Annotated in this window: 23 protein-coding genes; 14 read left to right on the top strand and 9 right to left on the bottom strand. The window is 62.1% G+C overall.

The genetic code is table 11. From position 1 onward, the window contains the following. The first annotated feature begins 161 nt into the window (after window positions 1-161). The 4 genes from QWE_RS09360 to QWE_RS09345 all read left to right on the top strand — a co-directional run bounded on the left by QWE_RS09360 (window position 162) and on the right by QWE_RS09345 (window position 5,846). Complete coding sequence (locus tag QWE_RS09360) at window positions 162-1,460, top strand: adenylosuccinate synthase (RefSeq protein ID WP_006725868.1); 1,299 nt, start codon at window positions 162-164, stop codon at window positions 1,458-1,460. Between the two features lie 59 nt (window positions 1,461-1,519). Then, window positions 1,520-3,988, top strand: a complete 2,469-nt coding sequence (locus tag QWE_RS09355; protein ID WP_006725867.1) for a hypothetical protein — start codon at window positions 1,520-1,522, stop codon at window positions 3,986-3,988. 83 nt (window positions 3,989-4,071) lie between these two features. Next, entirely contained in the window at window positions 4,072-5,067 is a 996-nt protein-coding gene (locus QWE_RS09350) for an ABC transporter ATP-binding protein (protein ID WP_240532520.1), read from the top strand. After that, window positions 5,064-5,846 (top strand): ABC transporter permease, encoded by a 783-nt coding sequence (locus QWE_RS09345; protein ID WP_006725865.1) that lies wholly within the window; start codon window positions 5,064-5,066, stop codon window positions 5,844-5,846. Before QWE_RS09350 ends, QWE_RS09345 begins: the two co-directional genes overlap by 4 nt. Window positions 5,847-5,921: 75 nt before the next feature. Here the strand turns inward: QWE_RS09345 and rpoH are convergent, their stop codons facing one another. Then, window positions 5,922-6,824, bottom strand: a complete 903-nt coding sequence (rpoH, locus tag QWE_RS09340; protein WP_006725864.1) for an RNA polymerase sigma factor RpoH — start codon at window positions 6,822-6,824, stop codon at window positions 5,922-5,924. A gap of 189 nt (window positions 6,825-7,013) precedes the next feature. Beyond that, on the bottom strand, window positions 7,014-8,042 hold the full coding sequence (locus QWE_RS09335) for an RluA family pseudouridine synthase (RefSeq protein WP_006725863.1): 1,029 nt from the start codon (window positions 8,040-8,042) through the stop codon (window positions 7,014-7,016). Between the two features lie 172 nt (window positions 8,043-8,214). On the opposite strand from QWE_RS09335, the gene QWE_RS09330 reads away from it, so the two are divergent. After that, the gene (locus tag QWE_RS09330) at window positions 8,215-8,607 is read left to right on the top strand and encodes a hypothetical protein (protein ID WP_006725862.1); all 393 of its coding nucleotides are present in this window, start codon (window positions 8,215-8,217) and stop codon (window positions 8,605-8,607) included. A 13-nt stretch (window positions 8,608-8,620) separates the two neighbouring features. Then, on the top strand, window positions 8,621-9,448 hold the full coding sequence (locus tag QWE_RS09325; RefSeq protein ID WP_006725861.1) for a TrmH family RNA methyltransferase: 828 nt from the start codon (window positions 8,621-8,623) through the stop codon (window positions 9,446-9,448). 42 nt (window positions 9,449-9,490) lie between these two features. Here the strand turns inward: QWE_RS09325 and QWE_RS09320 are convergent, their stop codons facing one another. Then, window positions 9,491-10,636, bottom strand: a complete 1,146-nt coding sequence (locus QWE_RS09320) for a coiled-coil domain-containing protein (RefSeq protein WP_240532518.1) — start codon at window positions 10,634-10,636, stop codon at window positions 9,491-9,493. Window positions 10,637-10,822: 186 nt separating this feature from the next. Continuing rightward, on the bottom strand, window positions 10,823-11,410 hold the full coding sequence (locus tag QWE_RS09315) for a DUF1134 domain-containing protein (RefSeq protein ID WP_006725859.1): 588 nt from the start codon (window positions 11,408-11,410) through the stop codon (window positions 10,823-10,825). Between the two features lie 190 nt (window positions 11,411-11,600). Here QWE_RS09315 and chpT point away from each other — a divergent pair, with 190 nt between their 5' ends. Both chpT and QWE_RS09305 read left to right on the top strand, forming a co-directional pair. Continuing rightward, window positions 11,601-12,245, top strand: a complete 645-nt coding sequence (gene chpT / locus QWE_RS09310) for a histidine phosphotransferase ChpT (RefSeq protein WP_006725858.1) — start codon at window positions 11,601-11,603, stop codon at window positions 12,243-12,245. Between the two features lie 112 nt (window positions 12,246-12,357). Then, a complete protein-coding gene (locus tag QWE_RS09305; RefSeq protein WP_006725857.1) occupies window positions 12,358-12,720 on the top strand; it encodes a response regulator in 363 nt (120 codons plus the stop codon). Window positions 12,721-12,884: 164 nt separating this feature from the next. Here the strand turns inward: QWE_RS09305 and ctrA are convergent, their stop codons facing one another. After that, complete coding sequence (ctrA, locus tag QWE_RS09300) at window positions 12,885-13,586, bottom strand: response regulator transcription factor CtrA (RefSeq protein ID WP_006725856.1); 702 nt, start codon at window positions 13,584-13,586, stop codon at window positions 12,885-12,887. A 436-nt stretch (window positions 13,587-14,022) separates the two neighbouring features. Here ctrA and QWE_RS09295 point away from each other — a divergent pair, with 436 nt between their 5' ends. After that, entirely contained in the window at window positions 14,023-14,373 is a 351-nt protein-coding gene (locus tag QWE_RS09295) for a hypothetical protein (RefSeq protein WP_006725855.1), read from the top strand. Between the two features lie 98 nt (window positions 14,374-14,471). Here QWE_RS09295 and QWE_RS09290 read toward each other — a convergent pair whose 3' ends face one another. Further along, entirely contained in the window at window positions 14,472-14,756 is a 285-nt protein-coding gene (locus tag QWE_RS09290) for a GNAT family N-acetyltransferase (RefSeq protein ID WP_006725854.1), read from the bottom strand. An 81-nt stretch (window positions 14,757-14,837) separates the two neighbouring features. Between QWE_RS09290 and QWE_RS09285 the strand changes: the two genes are divergently transcribed. Then, complete coding sequence (locus QWE_RS09285) at window positions 14,838-15,329, top strand: paraquat-inducible protein A (RefSeq protein WP_006725853.1); 492 nt, start codon at window positions 14,838-14,840, stop codon at window positions 15,327-15,329. Between the two features lie 83 nt (window positions 15,330-15,412). Here QWE_RS09285 and sciP read toward each other — a convergent pair whose 3' ends face one another. Then, window positions 15,413-15,688: a CtrA inhibitor SciP gene (gene sciP, locus QWE_RS09280; RefSeq protein ID WP_006725852.1), complete on the bottom strand. Its 276-nt coding sequence runs from the start codon at window positions 15,686-15,688 to the stop codon at window positions 15,413-15,415. Window positions 15,689-16,090: 402 nt separating this feature from the next. On the opposite strand from sciP, the gene QWE_RS09270 reads away from it, so the two are divergent. Next, complete coding sequence (locus QWE_RS09270) at window positions 16,091-16,831, top strand: helix-turn-helix domain-containing protein (protein ID WP_006725851.1); 741 nt, start codon at window positions 16,091-16,093, stop codon at window positions 16,829-16,831. 69 nt (window positions 16,832-16,900) lie between these two features. On the opposite strand, the gene QWE_RS09265 is transcribed toward QWE_RS09270, so the two are convergent. Together QWE_RS09265 and cysQ are read right to left on the bottom strand one after the other, a co-directional pair. Further along, the gene (locus tag QWE_RS09265; protein WP_006725850.1) at window positions 16,901-17,926 is read right to left on the bottom strand and encodes a DUF2793 domain-containing protein; all 1,026 of its coding nucleotides are present in this window, start codon (window positions 17,924-17,926) and stop codon (window positions 16,901-16,903) included. A gap of 123 nt (window positions 17,927-18,049) precedes the next feature. Continuing rightward, a complete protein-coding gene (cysQ, locus tag QWE_RS09260) occupies window positions 18,050-18,835 on the bottom strand; it encodes a 3'(2'),5'-bisphosphate nucleotidase CysQ (protein WP_040299869.1) in 786 nt (261 codons plus the stop codon). A 236-nt stretch (window positions 18,836-19,071) separates the two neighbouring features. Here cysQ and QWE_RS09255 point away from each other — a divergent pair, with 236 nt between their 5' ends. Genes QWE_RS09255 through QWE_RS09245 form a run of 3 tightly spaced genes read left to right on the top strand, consistent with a single transcriptional unit; the run spans window position 19,072 to window position 23,570 of the window. After that, window positions 19,072-20,325 carry a sarcosine oxidase subunit beta family protein gene (locus QWE_RS09255; protein ID WP_006725848.1) on the top strand — a complete coding sequence of 418 codons (1,254 nt, stop codon included), beginning with the start codon at window positions 19,072-19,074 and terminating at the stop codon, window positions 20,323-20,325. A 9-nt stretch (window positions 20,326-20,334) separates the two neighbouring features. Beyond that, window positions 20,335-20,616 carry a sarcosine oxidase subunit delta gene (locus tag QWE_RS09250; protein ID WP_006725847.1) on the top strand — a complete coding sequence of 94 codons (282 nt, stop codon included), beginning with the start codon at window positions 20,335-20,337 and terminating at the stop codon, window positions 20,614-20,616. Then, window positions 20,613-23,570, top strand: coding sequence for a sarcosine oxidase subunit alpha family protein (locus QWE_RS09245; protein ID WP_006725846.1), 2,958 nt, complete (start codon window positions 20,613-20,615; stop codon window positions 23,568-23,570). Before QWE_RS09250 ends, QWE_RS09245 begins: the two co-directional genes overlap by 4 nt. Window positions 23,571-23,575 lie beyond the last annotated feature (5 nt).

Genomic DNA, 23,575 nt, shown 5'->3' with positions numbered 1-23,575 from the left:
CTGTCACGGCGCGAATTGCCTCCGAAATAGGCCAGAGGGGATTGTTTGTCACGTAAAAAGCCAAATCGCCGGTCAAGACGGGTCGATTTCCCAAAAACAACACAGTATAGATGCGCGGGTTTGGGTAGGCGCAGGCACTGCGCAATATACAGGATTATGTGATGACGAATGTCGTGGTGATTGGTTCGCAATGGGGTGACGAGGGCAAGGGCAAGATTGTCGACTGGCTCTCCGAACGTGCGGACATCGTGGTCCGCTTCCAGGGCGGACACAATGCCGGCCACACGCTCGTCATCGACGGCGTTTCCTACAAACTGTCCCTGCTTCCGTCGGGCGTCGTGCGTCCGGGGAAGAAGGCCGTGATCGGCAACGGCGTCGTCGTCGATCCGCATGCGCTGATCGCTGAAATCGGCCGGCTGAAGGATCAGGGCGTCGAAGTGACGCCGGACAATCTGCGCATTGCCGAAAACGCCACGCTGATTCTCTCGCTGCACCGCGAACTCGACGGCATGCGCGAAGATGCGGCCTCCAATAGCGGCACCAAGATCGGCACGACCCGCCGCGGCATCGGCCCGGCCTATGAAGACAAGGTCGGCCGTCGCGCGATCCGCGTCATGGACCTCGCCGACCTCGATGCTCTGGAAGGCAAGGTCGAACGGATCCTTACCCATCACAACGCGCTGCGTCGCGGTTTTGGCGTGGCCGAAATCGAGCACAAGACCATCATGGACGAGCTGACCTCGATCGCCGATCGCGTTCTGCCCTTCATGGATTCGGTCTGGGTGCTCCTGGACAAGGAGCGCCGCAAGGGCTCGCGCATCCTGTTCGAAGGTGCGCAAGGGTCCCTGCTCGACATCGACCACGGCACCTATCCTTTCGTCACCTCGTCGAACACGGTTGCCGGCCAGGCCGCTGCCGGTTCCGGCATGGGCCCGGGCTCGCTCGGCTATATCCTCGGGATTACCAAGGCCTACACGACCCGCGTCGGCGAAGGTCCGTTCCCGACCGAGCTGCATGACGAGATCGGCCAGTTTCTCGGCGAGAAGGGCCATGAATTCGGCACGGTCACGGGCCGCAAGCGCCGTTGCGGCTGGTTCGACGCAGCGCTCGTGCGCCAGTCGGTCGCCACCAATGGAATCACCGGCATTGCTTTGACCAAACTCGACGTTCTCGATGGCTTGGAAGAGCTGAAGATCTGTGTCGGCTACAAGCTCGACGGCCAGGAAATCGACTATCTGCCGGCCGCTCAAGCGGCTCAGGCGCGTGTCGAGCCGATCTACATCACGCTTGAAGGCTGGAAGGAATCGACCGTCGGAGCCCGGAAATGGGCGGATTTGCCGGCTCAGGCGATCAAATATGTCCGTCAGGTCGAAGAACTGATCGGAGCCCCGGTCGCCCTTCTGTCGACAAGTCCGGAACGCGACGACACCATACTTGTGACGGACCCTTTCGAAGACTAATCTAGGATTTTAATGAAATTTTGCCGGCGCGGCGGCCCGGCTCTCAAGAGAAAGTGCTGATGGCTGACTTTATCGCTGTGATTCGACGGGCCGTGGATGGCCTGTCGAACAATACTCCGGAGATGCGCGCGCGAGTCTACGAAAAGGCTCGCGCCGCTGTCGTTCGGCAGCTCGAGAACATGTCACCGCGCCCGCCCGAGCATATGCTGCAGCGTCAGCTCGACAAGCTCGATGCGGCTATCCGTGAAGTCGAAGCGGAACATGCGGACGCCTTGCCGCCGCTCGACGAGGCGTCAGAGCCTTCCATGCCTGCCGTTGCAGGTGCGGCCGCGGCAGCAGCTGTTTCTGCGCCCGCCTGGGCCGAGCAGCAGCCGGAATATGCGCCCTCTTCGCATGAAGACGTCGCGGCGCAGGAGCCGGTAGAAGAGGGTGCTCCGGCAGCAGAGCCGGTCGAGCCTCGTCAAGAGGTGAGCGGCGATGACTGGGCGGATGCCCACATGGCAGAGCCTGCCGCCCCTGCGGTGGTGGATGAGCCTGCCTACCTCGCCGAAGAAACCGTTCCGCCCGTTGAAGATGCACTTCCGGAAGAGCCCGTCGAACCGACGCCGCCGGCGCAAACCGCCTGGCAGGACGAACCGGTTGCGGCTCCCGAGCCGGAAACCGACTACACGCGTCTTTACGAGCATCGCGAGGACGAGGCTCCGGCTGTCGAGCCTGAGCCGCAGTACGAACCGACGCCAGAGGTCCGGCACGAGGTCGAAACCGTCGCAGCCGCTGCGACCTACGGCGACGTTCCGACCGCCGAAGAGACCTGGCCTCGGGGTGACGAGCCGGAGACGGCTGCACCCGCCTGGGATGCCGTGCCTGCCGTCGAGGCCGAGCCGGTGGCCGAAGAGTTTCAGCCGGCGGATGCGTTCGTCGAGGCTGAACCTTATCACCAGCCGCAGGCGCCGGAGGTGGGCGTTCGTGTGGATTCGGTCGAGGATTGGCTGCAGAGCCGCGCACTCGATCCGGCACCGACTGTACCCTCGGCAAGCTGGGACCTGCCGGCTGCGACCGAAACGGCCGCCAATCGTGTCCCCGAACTGCCGGAAATCGACACCGCGCCGCCGGCCGTCTCCTATACGCCGACCGACGAGTTCCCCGCCTATGAGGAACCCGTGCATGTCGAGGCAAGCGGCGACTATGTCGCGCCGGAGGGCCTGAGCCTTCCCGATGCCGACCCCGTCGTGCTCGACAAGATCGCCTCCACCTCCGCTGCACCGGCAATCGACGCCGATGACTTCAGCCAGTGGTTCCAGGAGCATGTCGACCAAGGCGAAACCCAAAAGGGTAGCGTCGATCCGGCTTCTGCTTCTGCCGCTCCTGCAGCCAGCGAGTGGGACGAGCATATCGACAGCTTCGCACCCGGCGCCAAGGGTGCGCAGGTTGAGGTCGCCGGCCAGGCCGATGGCATGGAAGCGCTTGTCGGTGGTTATGGCCAGCAGCCTTCCTATCGCCTCGAGCCGAAGAAGCGTCGCAATCCTGCGCCGATGATCGTCGCCGCGCTTGTTCTAGTCGTGCTGGGCGCCGGCGGCTATCTCGCCTGGAGCATGCGAGATGAGATCGGCAGCATGGTCGCCAACCTGACGGGCGAAGTGGCTCCGACGGAAGAGACCGCAGACGCGCCCGAGACGACACCTGCCGAGCAGCCGGAGGCGCCGGCCGACACTGCGGCTGCACCGCAAGAGGCGACTCCTGCAGTTGACGACGGCAGCCAGAAATTCACGCAGCGACTGCAGGCGGACGGAACGGAAATCGATGCTGGTGCCGGATCGGCGCCGATCGAGGGAGCGCCTGCCGAAGGTCGCTCGGTGTCGGCCCAGACCGTGGCGTCCACGGTCGAGCCGACCGATGCGCCGACTACTGCGAGCGGCACGGCTGCCACGCAAACGCCGGGAACAGCGGCCAATACCGCAGCCGTGGCCGGCGGGGAAAAACTCTTCCTCTATGAGGAGCGCATCGGCCAGGCGACGCCTGTGGCGGTCCCCGGTTCGATCACATGGTCGGCGGTGCGTGAAAACGGTCCGGACGGCCGACCCGATCCGCAGATTCAGGGCCGTATCAACGTGCCGGAACGCGGCATCTCGGCGCTCCTGACTTTCAAGCGCAATACCGACAATTCGCTGCCGGCGAGCCACATCATCGAGGTGGTGTTCTCCGTGCCTGCGGATTTCGAGGGTGGTGCAATCGAGAACCTGCAGCGGATCGCGATGAAGCGCACCGAGCAGGACCGCGGCGACCCGCTGGTGGCCGTGACGGCCAAGGTCACCGACGACACCTATCTCGTGGCGCTCAACGATTTCGAGGATGTGGTGAAGCGCAACATGGACCTTCTGTCCACGCGGGGCTGGATCGACATTCCCGTGACCTATCGCAATGGCCGGCGCGCGCTTATCACGCTCGACAAGGGCACGACGGGTGGCAATGTCTTCGAGCAGGTCATGCGTGAATGGACGGCGCTGACGCCGGCCGCGCCGGCGAACTGAGCTGCATCTCTATCGATCTTCTACATATCCGCCGGGCCTGCCCCGGCGGATTTTTTCTTTTGGAGTTGGGGGCAGGGCACGGGTTGTCTTTACCCCTCAGCGACCGACGCAAGATCAAACGCAAGGGCGACGTGATGTCAGGACAGGCGCAGCGAGTTTCGATCATTCCCTCTGCCGATCCGGGCGGTGATCCCGCCGTTGCCTTCCTGTCCGTCAGCAAGAGTTTCGGGCGCGGTCGCGGCGCCATTCAGGCGCTCGATGGTCTGAGCCTTTCCATCCCCCGCGGTGTCGTCTATGGCCTGCTCGGCCCGAACGGCGCAGGCAAGAGCACGCTCCTGCGCATCCTCGCCGGACTGTTGAGGCCCGATCGCGGCGAGATCCGGGTCTTCGGCGAGCCCGCTGGACCCGCCCAGCGGCGGCGTCTCGGCATGCTGATCGAATCGCCGAGCTTCTATCCCTTTCTGACGGCCCGCGAGCATTTGCAGATGTTGGCGCGCTCCACGGGCACCCTGGCGCTTGTCGAGCCGGTGTTGCGGCGCATCGGGTTGGAAAAGGCGGCTGACAAGGCCGTTTCCGGTTTCTCGCTGGGCATGAAGCAGCGGCTCGGTATCGGCTGTACGCTGATCGGGCAGCCGGATGCGCTCGTGCTTGACGAACCAACCAACGGGCTCGATCCCGATGGCATATTGGAGATGCGGGCCCTTATCGACGACCTGGCGCATCGCGATGGGTTGACTGTGCTCTTGTCCAGTCATCTGCTGGACGAAGTGGAGCGGGTCTGCGACCGGGTGGCGATCCTCCAGCGCGGGACGCTGGTCGCCGAAGGCGCGGTTGCCGATCTCCTTGATCGTGACGGACGCTTCTGGCTGAAGGTGGACGCGCCTGACGCGGTGCTGGTACGTCTCGGTGATGTGGCTGAGGAGGCTGACGGAGGCGTTTACGTCCGGATCGAGAGGGCGGAGGTCCCGGAGCTCATACTGTCGCTCGCCAATGCCGGCGTGCGCATTCACGAGGCCAAGTGGATCAAGCCGGATCTGGAAACCGTATTCCTGTCAGAGACGCGGGAGGTGCGCTCATGAACCCGCTTCTGCCTGCAGAAATGCTCAAGCTTGTCCGTCAGCCGGGGACCCTGTTCTGGGGCTTCCTCGCTGTGCCGATCGCGGCACTTCTGGTCAAACTGGTCATCACAGGTTTCGTCTATCTGCGCCTCGGGCGGCAGTCCGGCGATGTCGATGTGCTCCTGTCGGCGGCCAAGAGCCTCAGTCTCTCCGGAAACTCGCTGGGCCACCTGCTCTTTGCGCTCGGGATCGCCACCGTCTTCTTTCTCGAATATCGCTATTCCACCTGGAGGCTGCTGGTACCAAGGCATGCGCGCGTGCAGCTCTTCGGCGCCAAGCTGCTCATCTGCCTTGCGTGGCTCGCTGTTGCGCTTCTGCTGGCAGCTGCCGGCGATATGGTGCTGACTGTGCTGTTTGGTCTCCTGCAGGGGCAAGGTTTCGACGTCACGGCGTCCTCGCTTGTGACGCTCTCGGCGGCATTCGGCATCGCATTTCTCGAACTTGCGGTTCTGGCGTCGCTCGCTGCCCTGCTCGTGGTTGCCTTCCGGTCGATGATCGCCGCCGTCATCCCGACCTTTCTGCTGGCGATCGGTTCGTCACTGCTCCAGCTTTACCTAGGATCGGATGCCGACCGGCTGCCCTTGCCGAGCTATGCGGCACAGGCACTCCGCGACTGGTTGCTGGCGGGAGGTGCGCCGCTGGCAGCGCTGCTCGGTTTCGCCGTGCTTGTCGGCTGGTTCTGCATCCTGACGGGACTTGGACTCGCCGTCTTCTCGCGGCAGCAACTGGCATCGGAGTAACAGGCGGCCACCCACAAAGGAAAAGCCGCCCGGTTTCCCGGACGGCTTGAACAGTTGTCGTCGATGTCGACGGATTTAAGCCTCGACCACGCGCAAGGCCTTGGCGCGCTCCAGAGCGTCCTTCTGGACGGCTTCCTGAACCTTCTCAAAGGCGCGGACCTCGATCTGGCGAACACGCTCGCGGCTGATGTCGAACTCGGTGGAGAGTTCTTCCAGCGTCACCGGATCTTCCGCGAGGCGACGGGCCTCGAAGATGCGGCGCTCGCGCTCGTTCAGCACGCTCATGGCCCGCTTCAGCATGCTGCGGCGGGTTTCGAGCTCGTCCTGCTCGATCAGCACGTCTTCCTGGCTTTCATGGTCGTCGACAAGCCAATCCTGCCATTGGCCGCTTTCGCCTTCGGACGCGCGCAAGGGCGCATTCAGCGATGCGTCACCGGAGAGGCGGCGGTTCATCGAAATGACCTCCTCCTCGGACACCTTGAGCTTGGTCGCGATCTCGGTGACCTGGTGGGGCTTCAGGTCGCCTTCCTCGATCGCCTGGATCTTGCCCTTGAGGCGGCGCAGGTTGAAGAACAGGCGCTTCTGGTTGGCCGTTGTGCCCATCTTCACCAGCGACCAGGAGCGCAGGATGTATTCCTGGATCGAGGCCTTGATCCACCACATGGCATAGGTCGCAAGGCGGAAGCCACGCTCCGGATCGAATTTCTTCACGGCCTGCATCAGGCCGACATTGCCTTCCGAGACGACTTCGCCGATCGGCAGGCCGTAGCCACGATAACCCATGGCAATCTTCGCCACGAGGCGCAGATGGCTGGTTACAAGACGATGGGCGGCGTCGCGGTCACCATGCTCCGCGTAACGCTTGGCGAGCATGTATTCTTCCTGCGGCTCCAGCATCGGGAACTTGCGGATTTCGTCGAGATAACGATTGAGGCCGGCTTCACCGGCAGTGATGGTTGGCAGTGTATTGCGGGCCATAAAGCACCCCCTTCTTCTTCAGAGCTCCCAAAGCAACGGCGAGCCCGATCTCCGTGGATCTCATTTCCCCACAGAAATCCACATGACAGATAAGTATGGCAAAACGGCGATACAAGGCTTGCGTTCCGTCACGAGGCCGTGACGGAGTGTCAACCGATACGCAACGGTTTGGCTGGGAGCCTCCGGGGCTCACATCGCCTTCAGCGCGTCGATGACCTTCTGCAGGTCCGCCGGGATCGGCGCTTCGAAACGCATGGTTTCGCCTGTGGTCGGGTGTTCGAAGGCGAGCAAATAGGCATGCAGCGCTTGGCGGTGGAACTTGTTGACGGCGCGCTTGGCGTCTTCGGGCAGGAGGTTCGCCTTTGTCTTGAAGGCGGCGCCGTATTCCTGGTCGCCGACGAGGGGATTGCCGATATGGGCCATGTGCACGCGGATCTGATGGGTGCGGCCCGTTTCCAGGCGGCACTCGACCAGTGAGGCGAGGCAGCTGGCATCGGGCTTTTCGCCGTAGCGTTCGAGCACGGTGTAATGGGTGATCGCCTCGCGGGCGTCGTCGGTATCCTCGCGCTTCACCGTGCGCTTCGTGCGGTCGGCGCCGGAGCGGCCCAGCGCCGCATCGATCGTGCCGGCGAGCGTGCGCGGGCGGCCCCAGACGACGGCTCGGTAGGCGCGCTCCAGCGGACCGGTGCGGCCGTGATCGGCGAACTGGTCGGCGAGGTGACGATGGGCGATATCGTTCTTGGCGACGACCATCACGCCCGAGGTGTCCTTGTCGAGCCGGTGAACGATGCCGGGGCGCTTGACGCCGCCGATGCCCGAGAGCGTGTCGCCGCAATGATAGATCAGCGCATTGACCAGCGTGCCATGCCAGTTGCCGGCGCCCGGATGGACGACGAGGCCCGGCGGCTTGGCAATCACGATCAGGTCCTTGTCTTCGTAGAGGACGTCCAGCGGGATGTTCTCGCCCTTCGGCTGCGGATCCTCAGGTTCGGGCAGATCGATGACGACAGTGTCGCCCGGCTTGATCTTGCGGTTCGGGCTGTCGAGGATATTGCCGTTCAGCTGCACCGCGCCTTGTTCGATCAGCGCCTTGACCCGGTTGCGGGAAAACTCTTGACCGAGCGCCGCTGTCAGCCAGGCATCGATGCGGCCGGAGGCATCGTCCTCGGCAATCAGCTCTTTCCTTGATGCGGCGGCTTCGTTAAAGGGGTCGGTCATCATGTCATCCCGTCTTACGGCGGCCAGGGTCTCGGCCTTTGTCGCTGCCATTTGGCACAGACCGGGGTCTTCGACAATCGACAGCCGGTCTGCCCGGCAATTTTCTCCGGCTCGTTCGCATCGGAGAAGGCATGCAAATCAGCGCGAACTTGGATTGGAAACGACTGCTGCCATGGCTCATATCGACGACGAGAACCCGGAAGACAAGCCGCTTGATCCCGTCATGGAAGGTGTGCGCCGCAAGATGGTCAAGTTGCAGCTCATCTCGGGCGGCATCATGGCGGTGCTGTTTCTCGCCGTGCTCGTATCGATCTTCTACAAGCTGACGCGCGACGAAGGTGGAGCCGAGCCGGTCGCGACGACATCGCAGCCCTTCGCCGTGCCCTCAGACCAGCCGCTCAGCCTGACCGCCAACCTGCCGGCCGGCTTCCGCGTCGTGCAGACCTCGTTGTCCGGCAGCCAGATGCTGATCTACGGCGAAACGGCTGATGGCGCGCGCAAGGCTTACGTCTTCGATCTTGCGCTCGGCCGCATCATTGCCGACGTCACGCTTGCCGGCAACTGAGGCAGGCGTGGAAGTGGGTCGCCTTATCGAGATCACCGACCCTGGCGATGTGCGTATCGCCGAGTTCACCTCGATCCGCGAACGCGACCTGACCGGGCGGCACGGCCAGTTTGTTGCCGAAGGCACGGTGGTGCTCTCCATGCTGGCCAAGGCGCATGCCGATGGCGGATCGGTGCGGGCGGAGAAGCTGCTTCTCCTTAAAAACCGGGTGGCCGGGCTCTCCGATCTGATCGAACAGTTTGCGGCTGATATCCCTGTCTACGTGGCCGAGGCTGCGGTTCTCGACGCGATCGCCGGCTTTCACCTGCATCGCGGGGTTCTGGCACTCGGCAGCCGTGCTGCGCCACCTGAACTGAACGATCTGGTCTCACGGCTGCCGAATAATTCTCTGGTGCTGGTTGGGTGCGGCATTTCCAATCACGACAATATCGGTGCCCTGTTCCGCAATGCGGCGGGCTTCACCGCAGATGCCGTCTTCCTTGATCAGACTTGCTGCGATCCGCTCTATCGCAAGGCTCTGCGCGTTTCCGTCGGCTCGGTGCTGATGGTTCCCTATGCTCGGCAGGGGAGCGCGGAAGAGGTGCTCGGGGCACTTGCCGCGGCCGAGTTCGAGATCTGGGCTCTGTCGCCTGGCGGTGTGGTCGAGATCGGTTCGATTGCGCCGGGCCGACGCGTGGCGCTGGTGATGGGAACGGAAGGAGAGGGGCTTCCGGCTGCGATCCTCGACCGTTTCCGATCGGCCCGCATCGCCCAGGCTCCGGGCCTCGACAGCCTGAATGTCGGCACGGCGAGTGGGATTGCCCTCTATGCTATTGCGCGCGCCATGGGACGTCTCGGTTAAGTCCACGTCTCAGATCGCGTAGGGGGCCGACGAGGCAGCGTCTTATTCGGCCGGTGTCGCCATGCCGGCGCCACGACCGATCGAGGGGTCCATGGCGAGCACCCGGTCGACCAGGCTCTTCGGCTTGTCGCCGCTCTTTGATTGCGGCGACACGAAGTCGGTGATGACGCTCTGCTCGCCTTCGCGGGCGGCCGTCAGAACGATCATCTTGGCGGCGATATCGCCGAGTTCTTCGCGCAGCGCATCGTCTTCCGTCGACGCTTTCGCCTTCAACAGGCGCTCGGTCAGGGCAGTCTGGCTCCGGCGGATGTCGTTTTCCAAGGCGGTCGTATCGGTTGCGAGGTTTGAATTGGCGATCTCGTCTTCGGGCATCGGCGTGTCCTTGGCATCGGGTATCGCGATGCCGGCTTCGCGAAGCGCGCGTTGGGCCTCGCGCAACTGGGCATTGGCCGTCTTCAGCTTAGCGCGGAGATCGCGAAGTTCGCGCGTGCGGCGCTCGACGAGCGAGCTCGCGTCGGCTCTTTCGGCAGCATCCCGGGCCAGCACGTCTTCGAGCCGCAATACCTTGTGTTCTTCCTGGGCGAGGCGCAGTTCCGCATCCTTGGCGCGTTTGCCGAGCAGCTTGTTCTCCCGGCGCAAGTCTTCGCGTTCGTCGCGCATGCCCTGAATGCGGGTCTTCAGGGTGTCGATCTCGGTGTCGCGGCTCATGGCTTCGATGCGCATGGTGTCCATATCGCTGATCAGGCGGGCCATGCGATGGGCGCGTTCCTCAAGCTCGACATCCTTGGCAGCGGCTGATATCTCCACGCGCTTCAACGTCTCGCGGATCGTCGACATTTCCACATCGCTGCGGCGCAGACGCGAGCGCAGGTCGGCGGCTTCCGTGCTCATGTCCTCGATCTGGACCTTGAGTTCCTTCGTCTCGGTGACGAGGCGTGCCGCTTCGCTGCTCAGCGTCTCGTTCTTCAGCGTCAGGCCAAGGGACTTTTCACGTTCGCGGGTCAGATCATGTTGGGTCTTGGCGTTCTCGGCCGCATAGAGTGCGCGCACCATGTCCTTCTGGGCGCGGATCTCCTGCGGGCTGAGCGGCATGGTGGCCTTCAGCCGGTTCTCCGTATAGCGCACCACGCGCTGGTGTACGGCCGGGGCAACGAGCATTACCAGCAGCGCTGCTGCCATAAATCCCATTGCGAATATCAGGGTATATTCAATCACGACGGCGCCACAGCACTAGGGAAGCATTAGCAGATAGTTAAGCATGCACGGTGCCGCCCGGCAAGCAGAACAGCCTGACGTGCGACGTCCTTCGACCAATATGGCTAACGACAGAGCAGATCGAGCTTGCTTCAGCCTTAAGGATTAAGGCGAGGCGGTTCAGAACGGGTTCCAGGTCGGCGTACGCGTCAGCTTCAGATAGCCGACATTGACCCCGAGGCGTGCGCCGATGCCGGTGCGAATCGGCACCAGGATCACGTCGCGGCTCTTCAATACCGTCATGCCGACGCCGGCAACGATATAGGCCGAGCCGCTCACGCCGCCATAGCGGGCGTAGAGCGTGTCGACATCCGGCAGGTCATAGACCAGCATCATGGTGCGGGTGCCGTTGCCGCCGTAGTCGATCCCGAGGGACGGGCCCTGCCAGAAGACGTCGTGCTGGCCGACATTCTTGGTGTAGAGCGTGCCTTCGCCATAGGTCAGACCGGCAATCAGGGCGCCGGAGCCTTCCTGGCCGAGAATGTAACCGTTCGGGAGGCCATATTGTTCGAAGGCCTGCTCGATCACCTTGGCGAGCGCTCCGCTGGTCTCGCCGAAGAAGCCATGGCCTGCGTCGACCACTTCCTGGATCGAATATTCGCCGGCAGCCTGGGCTGGGCGCAGTACCGAAACGAGGCTGATCGCCGCCAGAACGGCGACGGCAAGCGACCGCAGCAACGGCAGGGAGCGGTAGGGCAGGTGACGCATAATGCCTCCTAAATGCGAAGCCGACGGATTCGGCGTCTTCCTTGGGGGTAATTAAACCTAGCGAGCATCGTCTTAATAATCGGTTTACCAAATATGGTGTCATTATGGCCGAACGGCATCCGACCAAGTCGCGGCCAGCGGACGTATGTCCGACTGTTGCTTCGAGGGTCCACATCTTCTGGAGAAGACCATGGCGAAGAACCCCAACCTCACGCTTGCAGGCCCCGATCTTGCTGCACTGCTTTGCAGCCGTGTCTGCCACGACGTGATCTCGCCTGTCGGAGCGATCAACAACGGCCTGGAACTGCTTGACGAAGGCGGCGCCGATGCCGATGCGATGGACCTGATACGGACCAGCGCTCTCAATGCTTCGGTGCGGTTGAAATTCGCCCGTCTCGCCTTCGGTGCATCCGGCTCGGTCGGTGCTTCGATCGACACCGGCGAGGCGGAGAAGGCGGCAAAGGATTTCGCCCAGGCAGAGAAGAAGACCGAGGTGACCTGGAGCGGCCCGCGCGCGATCATCGCCAAGAACCGGGTGAAACTGCTGCTCAACCTCTTCCTCGTCGCCTACGGCGCCATTCCGCGTGGCGGCTCGCTCGACATTTCTCTCGAAAACCCCGAGACGGACGCGAAGTTCAAGATCGTCGCCAAGGGTCGCATGCTGCGGGTGCCGCCTAAGTATCAGGAAATCTTGTCCGGTCATCTCGAAGAAGCCGTCGATGCCCATACCATCCAGCCCTATTACACAGTGCTGCTCGCGGATGAGTGCGGCATGGAGCTGAAATGCGTGCCGAGCGAAGGCGAGATCGCGTTCACCGCCGAGGTGGTGGGCTAAGCCGTCCCGATTCGGGACGCGCAGTGGCTACAACCGGTAACCTTTCCTTAGGCGCGGCCCGTTAAGGTATCAATCATATTTCAGATCCCCATCTCTGGGGAGGGAGGCCACCATGAAGCGCCTGATGATCGCAGATGGATCCGACATCGTTCGCAAGGTCGGCAAGAAGATCCTGTCGGAACTCGGCTACCAGGTGACGGAAGCCGCTTCCGGCCGCGAGGCGCTGTCGCGTTGCGAGCGCGAGCTTCCCGATGTGATGATCGTCGATGCCGGCATGGATGATGCCCTCGATCTGATCTCGAATGTCCGTGCGCTGCCGGAAGGCAAGGCGGTCAAGATCTATTACTGCGTGGTCGAAGCCGAGCTGAAGGTGATGATGGCCGGCAAGCGGGCCGGGGCCAGCGACTTCCTGCTGAAGCCGTTCGATCGCGAGATCCTCACCAAGACCTTCGGCGACAAGGCGATCGCCGCCTGATTTCCATCTCGGGACTTGAAGAACGACATCTGACAAGGCGGTGCCCAGGGCGCCGCCTTTTGTGTTTCTGCTGTCCGCGGTCAGGGAAGCCATCGTTTTGTGGCTCTAAAATGCAAGAAGCCCGCGTCATCGACGCGGGCCTCTTTGAAGAAGTGGGAAAGGGCTTACGCCGTTTCCTGGTATTCCGCGCCGTCCGGCTCGCGCAGCACATAGCCACGACCCCAGACGGTTTCGATGTAGTTGGCGCCACCGGCAGCATTTGCGAGCTTCTTGCGCAGCTTGCAGATGAAGACGTCGATGATCTTCAGTTCCGGCTCGTCCATGCCACCATAGAGGTGGTTGAGGAACATTTCCTTGGTGAGCGTGGTGCCCTTGCGGAGCGAAAGAAGCTCCAGCATCTGGTATTCCTTGCCCGTCAGGTGAACGCGCTGACCGCCGACTTCGACCGTCTTGGCGTCCAGGTTCACGATCAGTTCGCCGGTGATGATGATCGACTGGGCATGGCCCTTCGAGCGACGGACGATCGCATGAATGCGGGCAACCAGCTCGTCCTTGTGGAACGGCTTGGTCATGTAGTCGTCGGCGCCGAAGCCCAGACCACGTACCTTGTCTTCGATGCCCGCCATACCGGAAAGGATCAGGATCGGCGTCTTCACCTTGGACAGGCGAAGGGTACGCAGCACCTCATAACCGGACATGTCGGGCAGGTTCAGGTCGAGCAGAATAATGTCGTAGTCGTAGAGTTTACCGAGGTCGACACCTTCTTCGCCGAGATCGGTGGTGTAGACGTTAAAGCTCTCCGACTTGAGCATCAGTTCGATGCTCTGCGCCGTTGCGCTATCGTCTTCAATGAGTAGAACCCGCATATTTATCCCCTTTACCGCCGCCGAAAGGTCTGGAATGGCCCCCTACGCGATACGGATCCAGTCGTTGCCTGATTTGAAGGCTGCCACCAATTGGTTAACAAATTCTGATTCCCTCTGGCAAGGTGTATCGAATTTATTAAGCAAAGATTTTAGCCTCCTGATTCTTCATGTGTTTTCGGTCATCGCCACACTTGAATCTGCGCCTCAGGGAAACCCCGTAACCGATTCATTTGACTCATCATTGTCACGAGCTCTTTTCGGGCTCTGGCATTTACTGACCCTTAAGTGATCGGGCTTATCATTAACGATGCCCGTAAACGAAAGGTTACCAAAGGTAGCTTTTTGTTAACGCCGCGGACTTTTTTTGGACGAATCGGTGGCGGGCGTGTTGAGTAGCAAGTGTGGCGGGGGGTCTCGCATCACGGGAGTATTGCGTATGAAGTCGCGTGAGAGCCTGGTACGCCTGAAGGGATTTCAGGTTACCGAAAAGCGTCGGCAATTGCAGCAGCTGCAGTCTATGATGGCTGAATTCGAACGGATGGCGAAGGAGCTAGAAGCTCAGATCGGCATCGAGGAAAAGAAATCGGGCATCACCGATCCCAATCATTTCGCCTATCCCACCTTTGCCAAGGCGGCACGCCAGCGCGCGGACAATCTTCAGGTTTCGATTCGGGAACTGAAGGTCCAGCAGGAAGCGGCAGAACTGGCGTTGGAAGAGGCTGAAGCGGAATACCAGAAGGCAGCCGCTCTCGAAGAGCGCGATGGCCAGATGCGTGTCCGGGCCTGAATAACGCTATTCAGTCTGGTTGAGATTTCAAACAAGAAGGCGGGCGCGGGTTAACCGGCGTCCGCCTTCATTCGTCTTGGGCACAAACCAGTCGGTGCTCACTTGCGCACGTCGTTCCAATCCGGGTGCCGGTCCATCTGCGCCTTCATGAACGGGCAAAGCGGGATGATCTTCCAGCCGCCGGTGCGCGCTGCGGCCACGGCGTGTTCGGCGAGCGCCTGACCGGCGCCCTGTCCGCGCATTGTGCCGGGAACTTCCGTATGGTCGATGATGATCAGGGTGGCGGAGGCACGGGAATAGGTCATTACGGCGGGTTCGTTGATGCCCTCGATACGGCCGACATAACGTCCGCCCGATCCTGCTTCCTCACTGGTGATCTGCATTGACGCCTCCTGTTGCCGCGTTTGGATGGTTCTGCTTAACATCGGGCAGAGCCGGCCGGCAACGCAACTGCCGGATACGCAGTGTTCGATGTCGGGAAGGAAGCCATCGTGGTCGTCTGGTTGAAGGCGCTCCTTCTCGTCGGGGCCTCGATCTCGTTTGCGCTCGGCGTGAGCCTGCCGCTGATGCGGTTCGAAAGCTTTTACGTCTTTTCCACCGATGCCTCGCTCATCGAGGTGATCGTTTCGCTTTATGTTGACGGTGACGGCGTGCTTGCGCTGCTGGTCGGGCTCGTTTCCATCGTCTTTCCGCTGATCAAGCTGGTGCTTTTGACGGCCGAGGAGATTGCGGGCGAGGCGCAACCGGGGCAGGGGGCGCTGACGCGGCTGGTCCCGGTGCTGTCGAAATGGTCGATGATGGATGTGTTGCTGGTCGCCATCGTCATCTTCGCGACGAAATCCAGCGGGCTCGCTCAGGCCTTCACGCAGCCGGGCCTCTGGTTCTATGCCGGTTCCAGCCTGGCGGTCGCGGCGCTGAGTGGCTTGAACGCAGGACGCTTCGCCCGAAAAGCATGAAACCGGCAGGCTGGGCCTTGCCGGTTTCAGGTATGGGTCTGATGCAAATGGAAGTGTACCGGGCGAGCCGGTACGAAAATGGACTAATGGCGATACTGCTGAATTCGGGTGGTGCGCAGGCCCGGCAGGCCGTGGTCGTTGATCGACGACTGCCAGGACAGGAATTCCTCGACCGTCAGGGTGTAGCGTTCGCAGGCTTCTTCCAGGCTCAACAGGCCACCACGCACAGCCGCGACAACCTCAGCCTTGCGGCGGATCACCCAGCGGCGCGTATTGGCCGGCGGAAGATCGGCAATCGTAAGGGGGCTGCCATCGGGGCCGATGACATATTTCACTCGTGGGCGGATCATTTCGGTCATTGGACTCTCTATACAAACTCAAGACCACACACCCTCATACTAGGACCGATGCTTTAAAATTTGCCTAAGCCCATTGTAAGCATTTGATAATAATTTTCCCGATCAGGCCGGAGCAAGAGTCGTCGCGTTGCGGGGAAGTTGATTAAACTTGCGGCAAATGCATAGGAGTTATGCGAGGACTGCGACTGGTGCCCATTAGCGATCTGTGGCATTGGCTCCGCAGCAATACTGATGTCTCGATCGATGCCTCGATCGGAAGGGCAGATGTCGAGCATCGCGGTTCCCGTCGGGGGCCGCAAGACCGGCGACAGGCCCAGCTGATACTCGTTCCGCATGGAACGATTCAATGTCCATAAACATTCGAAATCCCGATCGGACGAACGTCCGGTCGAAAGGAGTTTTATGTTCAGGCCAACTGATGTGACGGGCAGTCACGGTCTTGGTGACGGTGATGCCGTTTTTCAGAGCGAAGCGCTCTCCGCCGGCCCATGGGGACGCGAGTTCTCTGCGCTCGGTCGCAGCCATGGCTTCCGAAACACGCTGCTTGCGCGCGTCCCAAAGGCCGATAGTCCGGAGTTTTCGGCCAATCTCATCCTCTGCACCTGGCCCGACGAATTGCGCCTCGGCTATGAGGCGGCTGAAGTCTATGCCGGCAGCCTGTTGATCGCCCGGATCAAGCAGACGATCCTTCCGCTCTTCACGCATGACAACCTGTTCCTCGGCACGCCGGGTTCGGAGGCGCGCCAACCGCTTGCCCCGCTTTTCCAGCAGTTCGAGCTCGGCGGTTCTCTGGTCCTCAACCTGTACGACCGCAACCAGACCCAATATGTGCTCGTCTTTTCAGGGCGTGACCATGCGCCCGAGCGTGCTGAAATCGCTGCTCTGCAGCTGGGTGCGATGGAGCTCCTAGATGCCGGCGTCGAGGCCCTGGTGCCGCGGCTCGGGCCGAAGGAAAAGCTGTCGGCCCGCGAGATCGAATGTCTTCGCTGGTCGGCTGCCGGCAAGAGCAGCGACGAGATCGCCATCATCCTTGATATTTCAAGCCATACGGTCGTCAGCTATCTGAAGAGCGCGATGCGCAAGCTCGAGGCTGTGAACCGCATGCAGGCGGTGGCGCGGGCCTGTCGCTATCGGCTGCTCTGACAGCAGTATCCTTTGCAGACAAAAAAGGGCGCCGGCTTTTTCAAGCGGCGCCCTTCGTCGTTCTGGCCTTCAGAGAAAGGCGAGGCTGAGCTCGGTCTTGCCGTAGCCGAACTGGTACTGGATCGTGCCTTGATGGCGAAGTGCCAGCGTGTCGCCGGCGTCGAGCCAGACTAGGGCGACCGTGCTTGATGTCCCGGCACCCCCGACATGGCTTGCGATATCGGCAGATCCGTTGCGGCTGACATGAACGGTGTGGGTGCTCGTGCTGACGGCGGATACGCAGAGCGATAGCAGATAGTAACCGGATGCGGCGACCACGAGTGGTCGACCATGGCCGGAGGCAAGCGGAACGCCGAGGGACATGTCGCCACCGGAGAGGTGCAGATCGTCAAAGCCGGTGAAGCTGCCGGCTGTCGGTGTCAGCGTTGTTGCTGCAAGAGCGGCGCGGGCCAGCGGCCTCTGGTCGTGGCGGACGTAGCCTTCCGGGGTGACGCTCACGGCCTGGCGCCAACCCGTCAGGTCGCCGTTCACTTTCAGCGAGAAGCGATCCTCTCCGGCAAGCCCCATTTCTGCGCGACCCTGCCAGTTGGACTGGAAGATCATGCTTGCCGTATCCGCGGTTCCCGCCTTGTTGATCGCCAGCCGGTGGCTGTCGCCGGCGTGGTTGAACAGGGCTGCCGGCGAAGAAAGGGAGAGCCTGTTGAAGCCATCGGCATCGGCGGCGATCCCCAGACGCTCAAAGCGCGCTTCCTCCGCCAGCGGCGGGACGATCCACTCAGTGCCGTCGAAAATCCTCAACCTCTGTTCGTCGAGGAAAAGAGCGTGCCAGCCGATCCTGGGTGTCATGAAGACCCACACGCTATCCTGAAAAAGGGCGAGTTGCCCGGCATGCCCTGTCCACAGACCGCTTTCCGGCTCGACCACCCAGTGGATTTCTCCTTCTTCCGGAGCGGTAGGCGGACTGCTCGAAGTGCCGGCGACGACCAGTTGCACCAGAGCGTCGAGGCGCTGGAGCGCTTCGTTGTGAGTCACATGTTTCTGCGCCTGCGCCGGCAGGATGAAGGGCAGGGCGAGATTGCGGGTCGTGTCAGGCATGGTCTCTCCTTCGCGTTCGGCTGCCGGGGCAGCGCGGGTTGAAGCGGAGAGTGTGGGCGAGCCGCAGAGGAGGGGGATGAAAAGCACATGCCCCCATTGAAAAATATTGAGTTTTTCCGAAAGTCATCCCCGCTCGGAGGGGCGTCCCGTGGCGAGGAAGGGCGGGTTTTCGAAGGCGCGCAGCCCAGGAAGGCGTTTGCCATAGGTGAGCGGCGCGCCATCTTCGGTGGCAACCATGCCGCCGGCCGCCCGAAGTACGGCATCGCCTGCAGCCGTGTCCCATTCCATTGTCGGGCTGAAGCGCGGGTAAAGATCGGCCACGCCCTCGGCCACCATGCAGAACTTGAGCGAGGAGCCGACCGTCTTGCGCTCCAGGATCGCGGCCTTGCGGATATAGGCGTCGGTCGCATCGCAATTGTGGGAGCGGGAAACCAGGGCTGACGGGGAAGCCCCCTTCAAACGCGCCGCAATCGGCATGCGGGCGATCACCGCGTCCTTGTCATCTAGCTTGACCTTCTCCGCCTTGCCTGCGCCGCCGAGGTAGAGTGTGTGCAGTGCTGGCGCATGCACGACACCGAGGACCGGCGTGCCGGCCTCGATCAGGGCGATGTTGACGGTGAAATCATCGTGGCCACCGATGAATTCGCGGGTGCCGTCCAAGGGGTCGACGAGGATGAACCGTCCGCCGCTCACATCGGGAATGCGACCGGCTGCGACCTCTTCCTCTGCGACCACGGGGACGTCCGGCATATGGCGGGCAAGGGCTGCGAGGATCAGCCGCTCGGCGGCTTCGTCGGCTTCTGTCACCGGTGAGGTGTCGCCTTTTAGGCGTACGGCCGCACCGGCCCTGTAAATGTCGAGGATCACGCGGCCCGCGGCAATCGCGCTCTCTTCGAAGAGTTTCAGTATGTCTGCCGACTGCTGCACCGAACCGGGCTCCCGATCACTTCACACTCGGTTTAACGGTGTCGAATGGGCTTGGGAAGTGCGCTGTGCCGCGGGCCGCCATGCTTGCCTGATGTTTCTGTGCTGCACTGCGATCAAACCTGTGTTCCATGTCTCAAACAGCATAGATTTTGTCCTGATCGCGCTTGCTCTTTGTGACGCCTATGCGAATGTGACGCGACATTTGCAGAGGTTGTTCGATGCGTTATTCCGCCCTTTCGATCTTCCGCCAGGCGCTTTCGGGCAACCGGAACTGGGCGCCGATGTGGCGCGAGCCGCAGCCGAAACCGCATTACGATGTCATCATCGTCGGTGGCGGCGGGCATGGTCTTTCCACGGCTTATTACCTCGCCAAGGAATTCGGCATCACCAATGTCGCTGTCATCGAGAAGGGCTATCTCGGCGGCGGCAATGTCGGGCGAAATACCACGATCATCCGCTCGAACTATATGCTGGAGGGCAACGAGCCCTTTTACGAGCTGTCGATGAAGCTGTGGGAAGGGCTGGAGCAGGACTTCAACTATAATGCCATGGTTTCGCAGCGAGGGATCGTCAATCTCTTCCATACCGACGGCCAGCGGGACGCCTATGCGCGGCGCGGCAATGCGATGATGATGCATGGGGTCGCTGCCGAACTGCTCGACCGCGAGCAGGTGCGCTCGATGATGCCCTATCTCAATTTTAACCATGCGCGCTTCCCGATCCTTGGTGGTCTCCTGCAGAAGCGCGGCGGCACTGCCCGTCATGATGCGGTTGCCTGGGGTTACGGGCGCGGTGCAGACGAACGCGGCGTCGATCTGATCCAGCATTGCGAAGTGACCGGCATCCGCCGTGACGAGCTTGGCCAGGTGACGGGTGTCGAGACGACCAAGGGCTTCATCGGCTGCAACAAGCTGGCGCTCGCCACGGCCGGCCATACCTCGGTCACCGGCAAGATGGCCGGGCTGGACCTGCCGATCGAGACCCATGTGCTGCAGGCCTTTGTGTCCGAGGGCATCAAGCCTGTCATCGACAATGTCATCACCTATGGCGCGGGACATTTCTATATCTCGCAGTCCGACAAGGGCGGCTTGGTCTTCGGCGCCGATATCGACTACTATTCGTCCTATGCCCAGCGCGGCAATCTCGCGACCGTCGAGCATACGATCGAGGAGGGCGTGTCGCTGATCCCGGGTCTGTCGCGGGTTCGGGTGCTGCGCGCCTGGGGCGGGGCCATGGACATGTCGATGGACGGCTCACCGATTATCGACCGTACGCCGATCGACAATCTCTATCTGAATTGCGGCTGGTGTTACGGCGGCTTCAAGGCGACGCCGGCGTCCGGCTTCTGCTTTGCCCATCTGATCGCCAAGAACGAGGCGCATCCCGTGGCCCGCCTCTTGCGCCTTGATCGCTTCGAACGCGGCTTTGCCGTCGACGAAGGCGGCAAGGGCCCCCAACCAAACCTGCATTGAGACATCGCCATGGCAAGCCTGATCACCTGTCCGCATTGCGGCGTCCGTCCCAAGGAAGAGTTCAGCATTCGCGGTGACGCCAGCCCGGTGCGCCCGGCGCCCACAGCGACTGACGACGCCTGGAACGCTTACGTCTTCCTCCGCGACAACCCGAAGGGCCGGATCATCGAGCACTGGCACCATACGAGCGGTTGCCGGCGCTGGCTCGTCGTCGAGCGCGACAATGCCGCAAGTCACGAGGTCTATAGCGTGATCGATGTGCGTGGTTACGCGAAGGAGGCTGCGCGATGACCGGCTACAGGCTTTCCTCCGGCGGGCTCGTCAATCGTGCCCGCACGCTCTCCTTCTCGTTCGATGGTGAGACCTATACCGGCTATGAGGGCGATACGCTGGCCTCTGCGCTGATCGCCAATGACCAGCTGCTCGTCGGGCGCTCGTTCAAGTATCATCGTCCGCGCGGCATCGTGACGGCAGGTTCTGCCGAACCGAATGCGCTTGTGACGATCGGAGCCGAAGGGCGCACCGAGCCCAATACGCGCGCTACCGTGGCCGAACTCTATCAGGGGCTCGAAGCCAAGAGCCAGAACCGCTGGCCGTCGCTGAAATACGACATCGGCGCGGTCAACAGCCTGTTGTCGCCGTTCCTTTCGGCCGGCTTCTACTACAAGACCTTCATGTGGCCAAAGGCGTTCTGGGAAAAACTCTACGAGCCGATCATCCGCAAAGCCGCCGGTCTCGGCAAGACGCCGTTTCTCACCGATCCCGATCGCTACGAAAAGGCCTGGGCGCATTACGACCTGCTGGTGATCGGTGCCGGTCCGGCCGGTCTGATGGCGGCACGGGCTGCGGCGCGCGCCGGGCTTCGTGTCATCCTGGCGGATGAAGGGTTCCGGCTGGGCGGATCGCTGCTGTCCGAGCGCGTCACCGTCGGCGGCGTGCCTGCGGCCGAGTATGCGGCCTCCGTCGTCGAGGAGCTCAAGAGCCTTTCCAATGTTACGCTGATGCCGCGCACCACGGTGTTCGGCTGGTACGACGACAATGTCTTCGGCGCCGTCGAAAAGGTGCAGAAGCATGTTGCGCAGCCATCTGGCGATCTGCCTGTCGAGCGCGTCTGGCGCATCGTTGCCAAGCGGGCGATCCTCGCATCGGGTGCGGAAGAGCGGCCGCTGGTCTTCGGCGGGAACGACAAGCCAGGGGTGATGACCTCGGGTGCCATCAGGACCTATCTCAATCGCTACGGCGTGGCCGCCGGCCAGAACGTCGCCATCTTCACCAATGGCGGTGCGGGCTATCGCACGGCAGCCGATCTGGTTGCGGCCGGCGTCGGCGTTGCGGCCATCATCGACGGGCGGACACAGTCTTCTGATGTTGTGCCCTCCGGCGTGCGGGTCATCCGCGGCGGCTCCGTTGTCGACACATCAGGCCATCTTCGTCTCAAAAGCCTGCTTGCCGAACGCGTCGGCCATCAGGAAGAGATCGCCTGCGATGCGCTGGCGATGAGCGGCGGCTATAGCCCGATCGTGCATCTCGCCTGCCAGCGCGGTGCCAAGCCCACTTGGTCGGAGGAACACCAGGCGTTTCTGGCGCCCGATGTCGGCCACGGATTGCGGATCGCAGGCTCGGCTGCCGGTCATGCCTCGCTTGCCGCTGTTCTGCGCGATGGCGCTGACAAGGCACATGAGGCGATCGGCGATCTCGGTCGTCTGGTCGGCACGGTCGACGTGCCCGAAGTCGAGGGTGAATATGACGCTTCCTTCGCACCTCTCTGGTATGTGCCGGGCGCCAAGTCCAAGGCCTTCGTTGACTTCCAGAACGACGTGCATGTGAAGGACCTGAGCCTTGCCCAGCGCGAGGCGATGGGGCATGTCGAGCATACCAAGCGCTACACGACCGGCGGCATGGCGACTGACCAGGGCAAGCTCGGCAATGTTGCCACCATCGGCATCATGGCAGGCATGCGCGGTGTCTCGCCTGCCGAAATCGGCACCACGACCTTCCGGCCCTTCTATACGCCGGTTTCCTTCGGCGCGATGGCGGGCACCTCGCGTGGCGAACACTCTCGTCCCGTGCGCACCTCGCCGCTGCATGGCTGGGCAAAGAAGAACGGCGCCGTCTTCGTCGAGTCCGGCCTCTGGTATCGCTCCTCCTGGTTTCCGCGCGATGGCGAGAAGACCTGGCGCGAGGCGGTCGACCGGGAAGTGCTGAATATCAGGGCGAATGCCGGCATCTGCGATGTCTCGACGCTCGGCAAGATCGAGATCTTCGGCAAGGATGCCGCCGAATTCCTGAACCGCGTTTATTCCAATGCCTTCCTCAAGCTGCCGGTCGGCAAGGCGCGCTACGGGCTGATGCTGCGCGAAGACGGCATGATCTTCGACGATGGCACGACGAGCCGCTTGTCGGACGAACATTTCTTCATGACCACGACGACGGCCTATGCCGGCGAGGTGATGACGCATCTGGAATTCTGCGCCCAGGTTCTCTGGCCGGATCTCAATGTGCGTTTCGTCTCCTCCAGCGATCAGTGGGCGCAGATGTCGGTCGCAGGGCCGAAGGCTCGGATCATCCTCGAGCAGATCATCGAAGACGATATCTCCGACGAGGCTTTCCCCTTCCTTTCGGCGCGAGAAGTGCTGCTCAAGGGGGGCTTGAAGGCGCGGCTCTTCCGGATCTCCTTCTCCGGCGAACTCGCCTTCGAAGTGGCGGTACCCGCAAACTTCGGCGAGGCGGTCGCCGATGCGATCATGGCCGCCGGCAAGCCGCATGGCATCTGTGCGTACGGCGTCGAGGCACTCAACGTGCTGCGCATCGAAAAAGGCTTCATCACCCACAGCGAAATCGACGGTCGCACGACGCCCGACGATGTGGGCCTTGGCAAAATGTTCTCGACCCAGAAGCCTGACTTTATCGGCAAGCGCTTGTCGAGCCGTTTTGGCCTGACCGCTGCCGATCGTCCGCAGCTCGTCGGGTTGAAACCTGTCGATCACGACAAGAGTTTCGCTGCCGGTGCGCATCTCTTGAAGGAAAACGTCAAGCCGTCGACGCTGAACGACCAGGGCTGGGTGTCGTCCGTCTGCCATTCGCCGACGCTGGGACACACGATCGGTCTTGCCTTCCTGAAATCCGGCCGCGAGCGGCTGGGCGAGAAGATCGTCGTCTGGGATGGGCTGCGTGGTTCGGAAGTGCTGGCGGAAGTCGTCAGCCCCGTCTTCTACGATCCCGACAACAAGAAACTGTACCTGTGAGGACC

It is taken from the genome of Agrobacterium albertimagni AOL15 (assembly GCF_000300855.1).
Taxonomy (GTDB): domain Bacteria; phylum Pseudomonadota; class Alphaproteobacteria; order Rhizobiales; family Rhizobiaceae; genus Allorhizobium; species Allorhizobium albertimagni.
The sequence above is the reverse complement of the archived record's forward strand: the minus strand, read 5'-3'. Positions and strand labels throughout refer to the sequence as shown.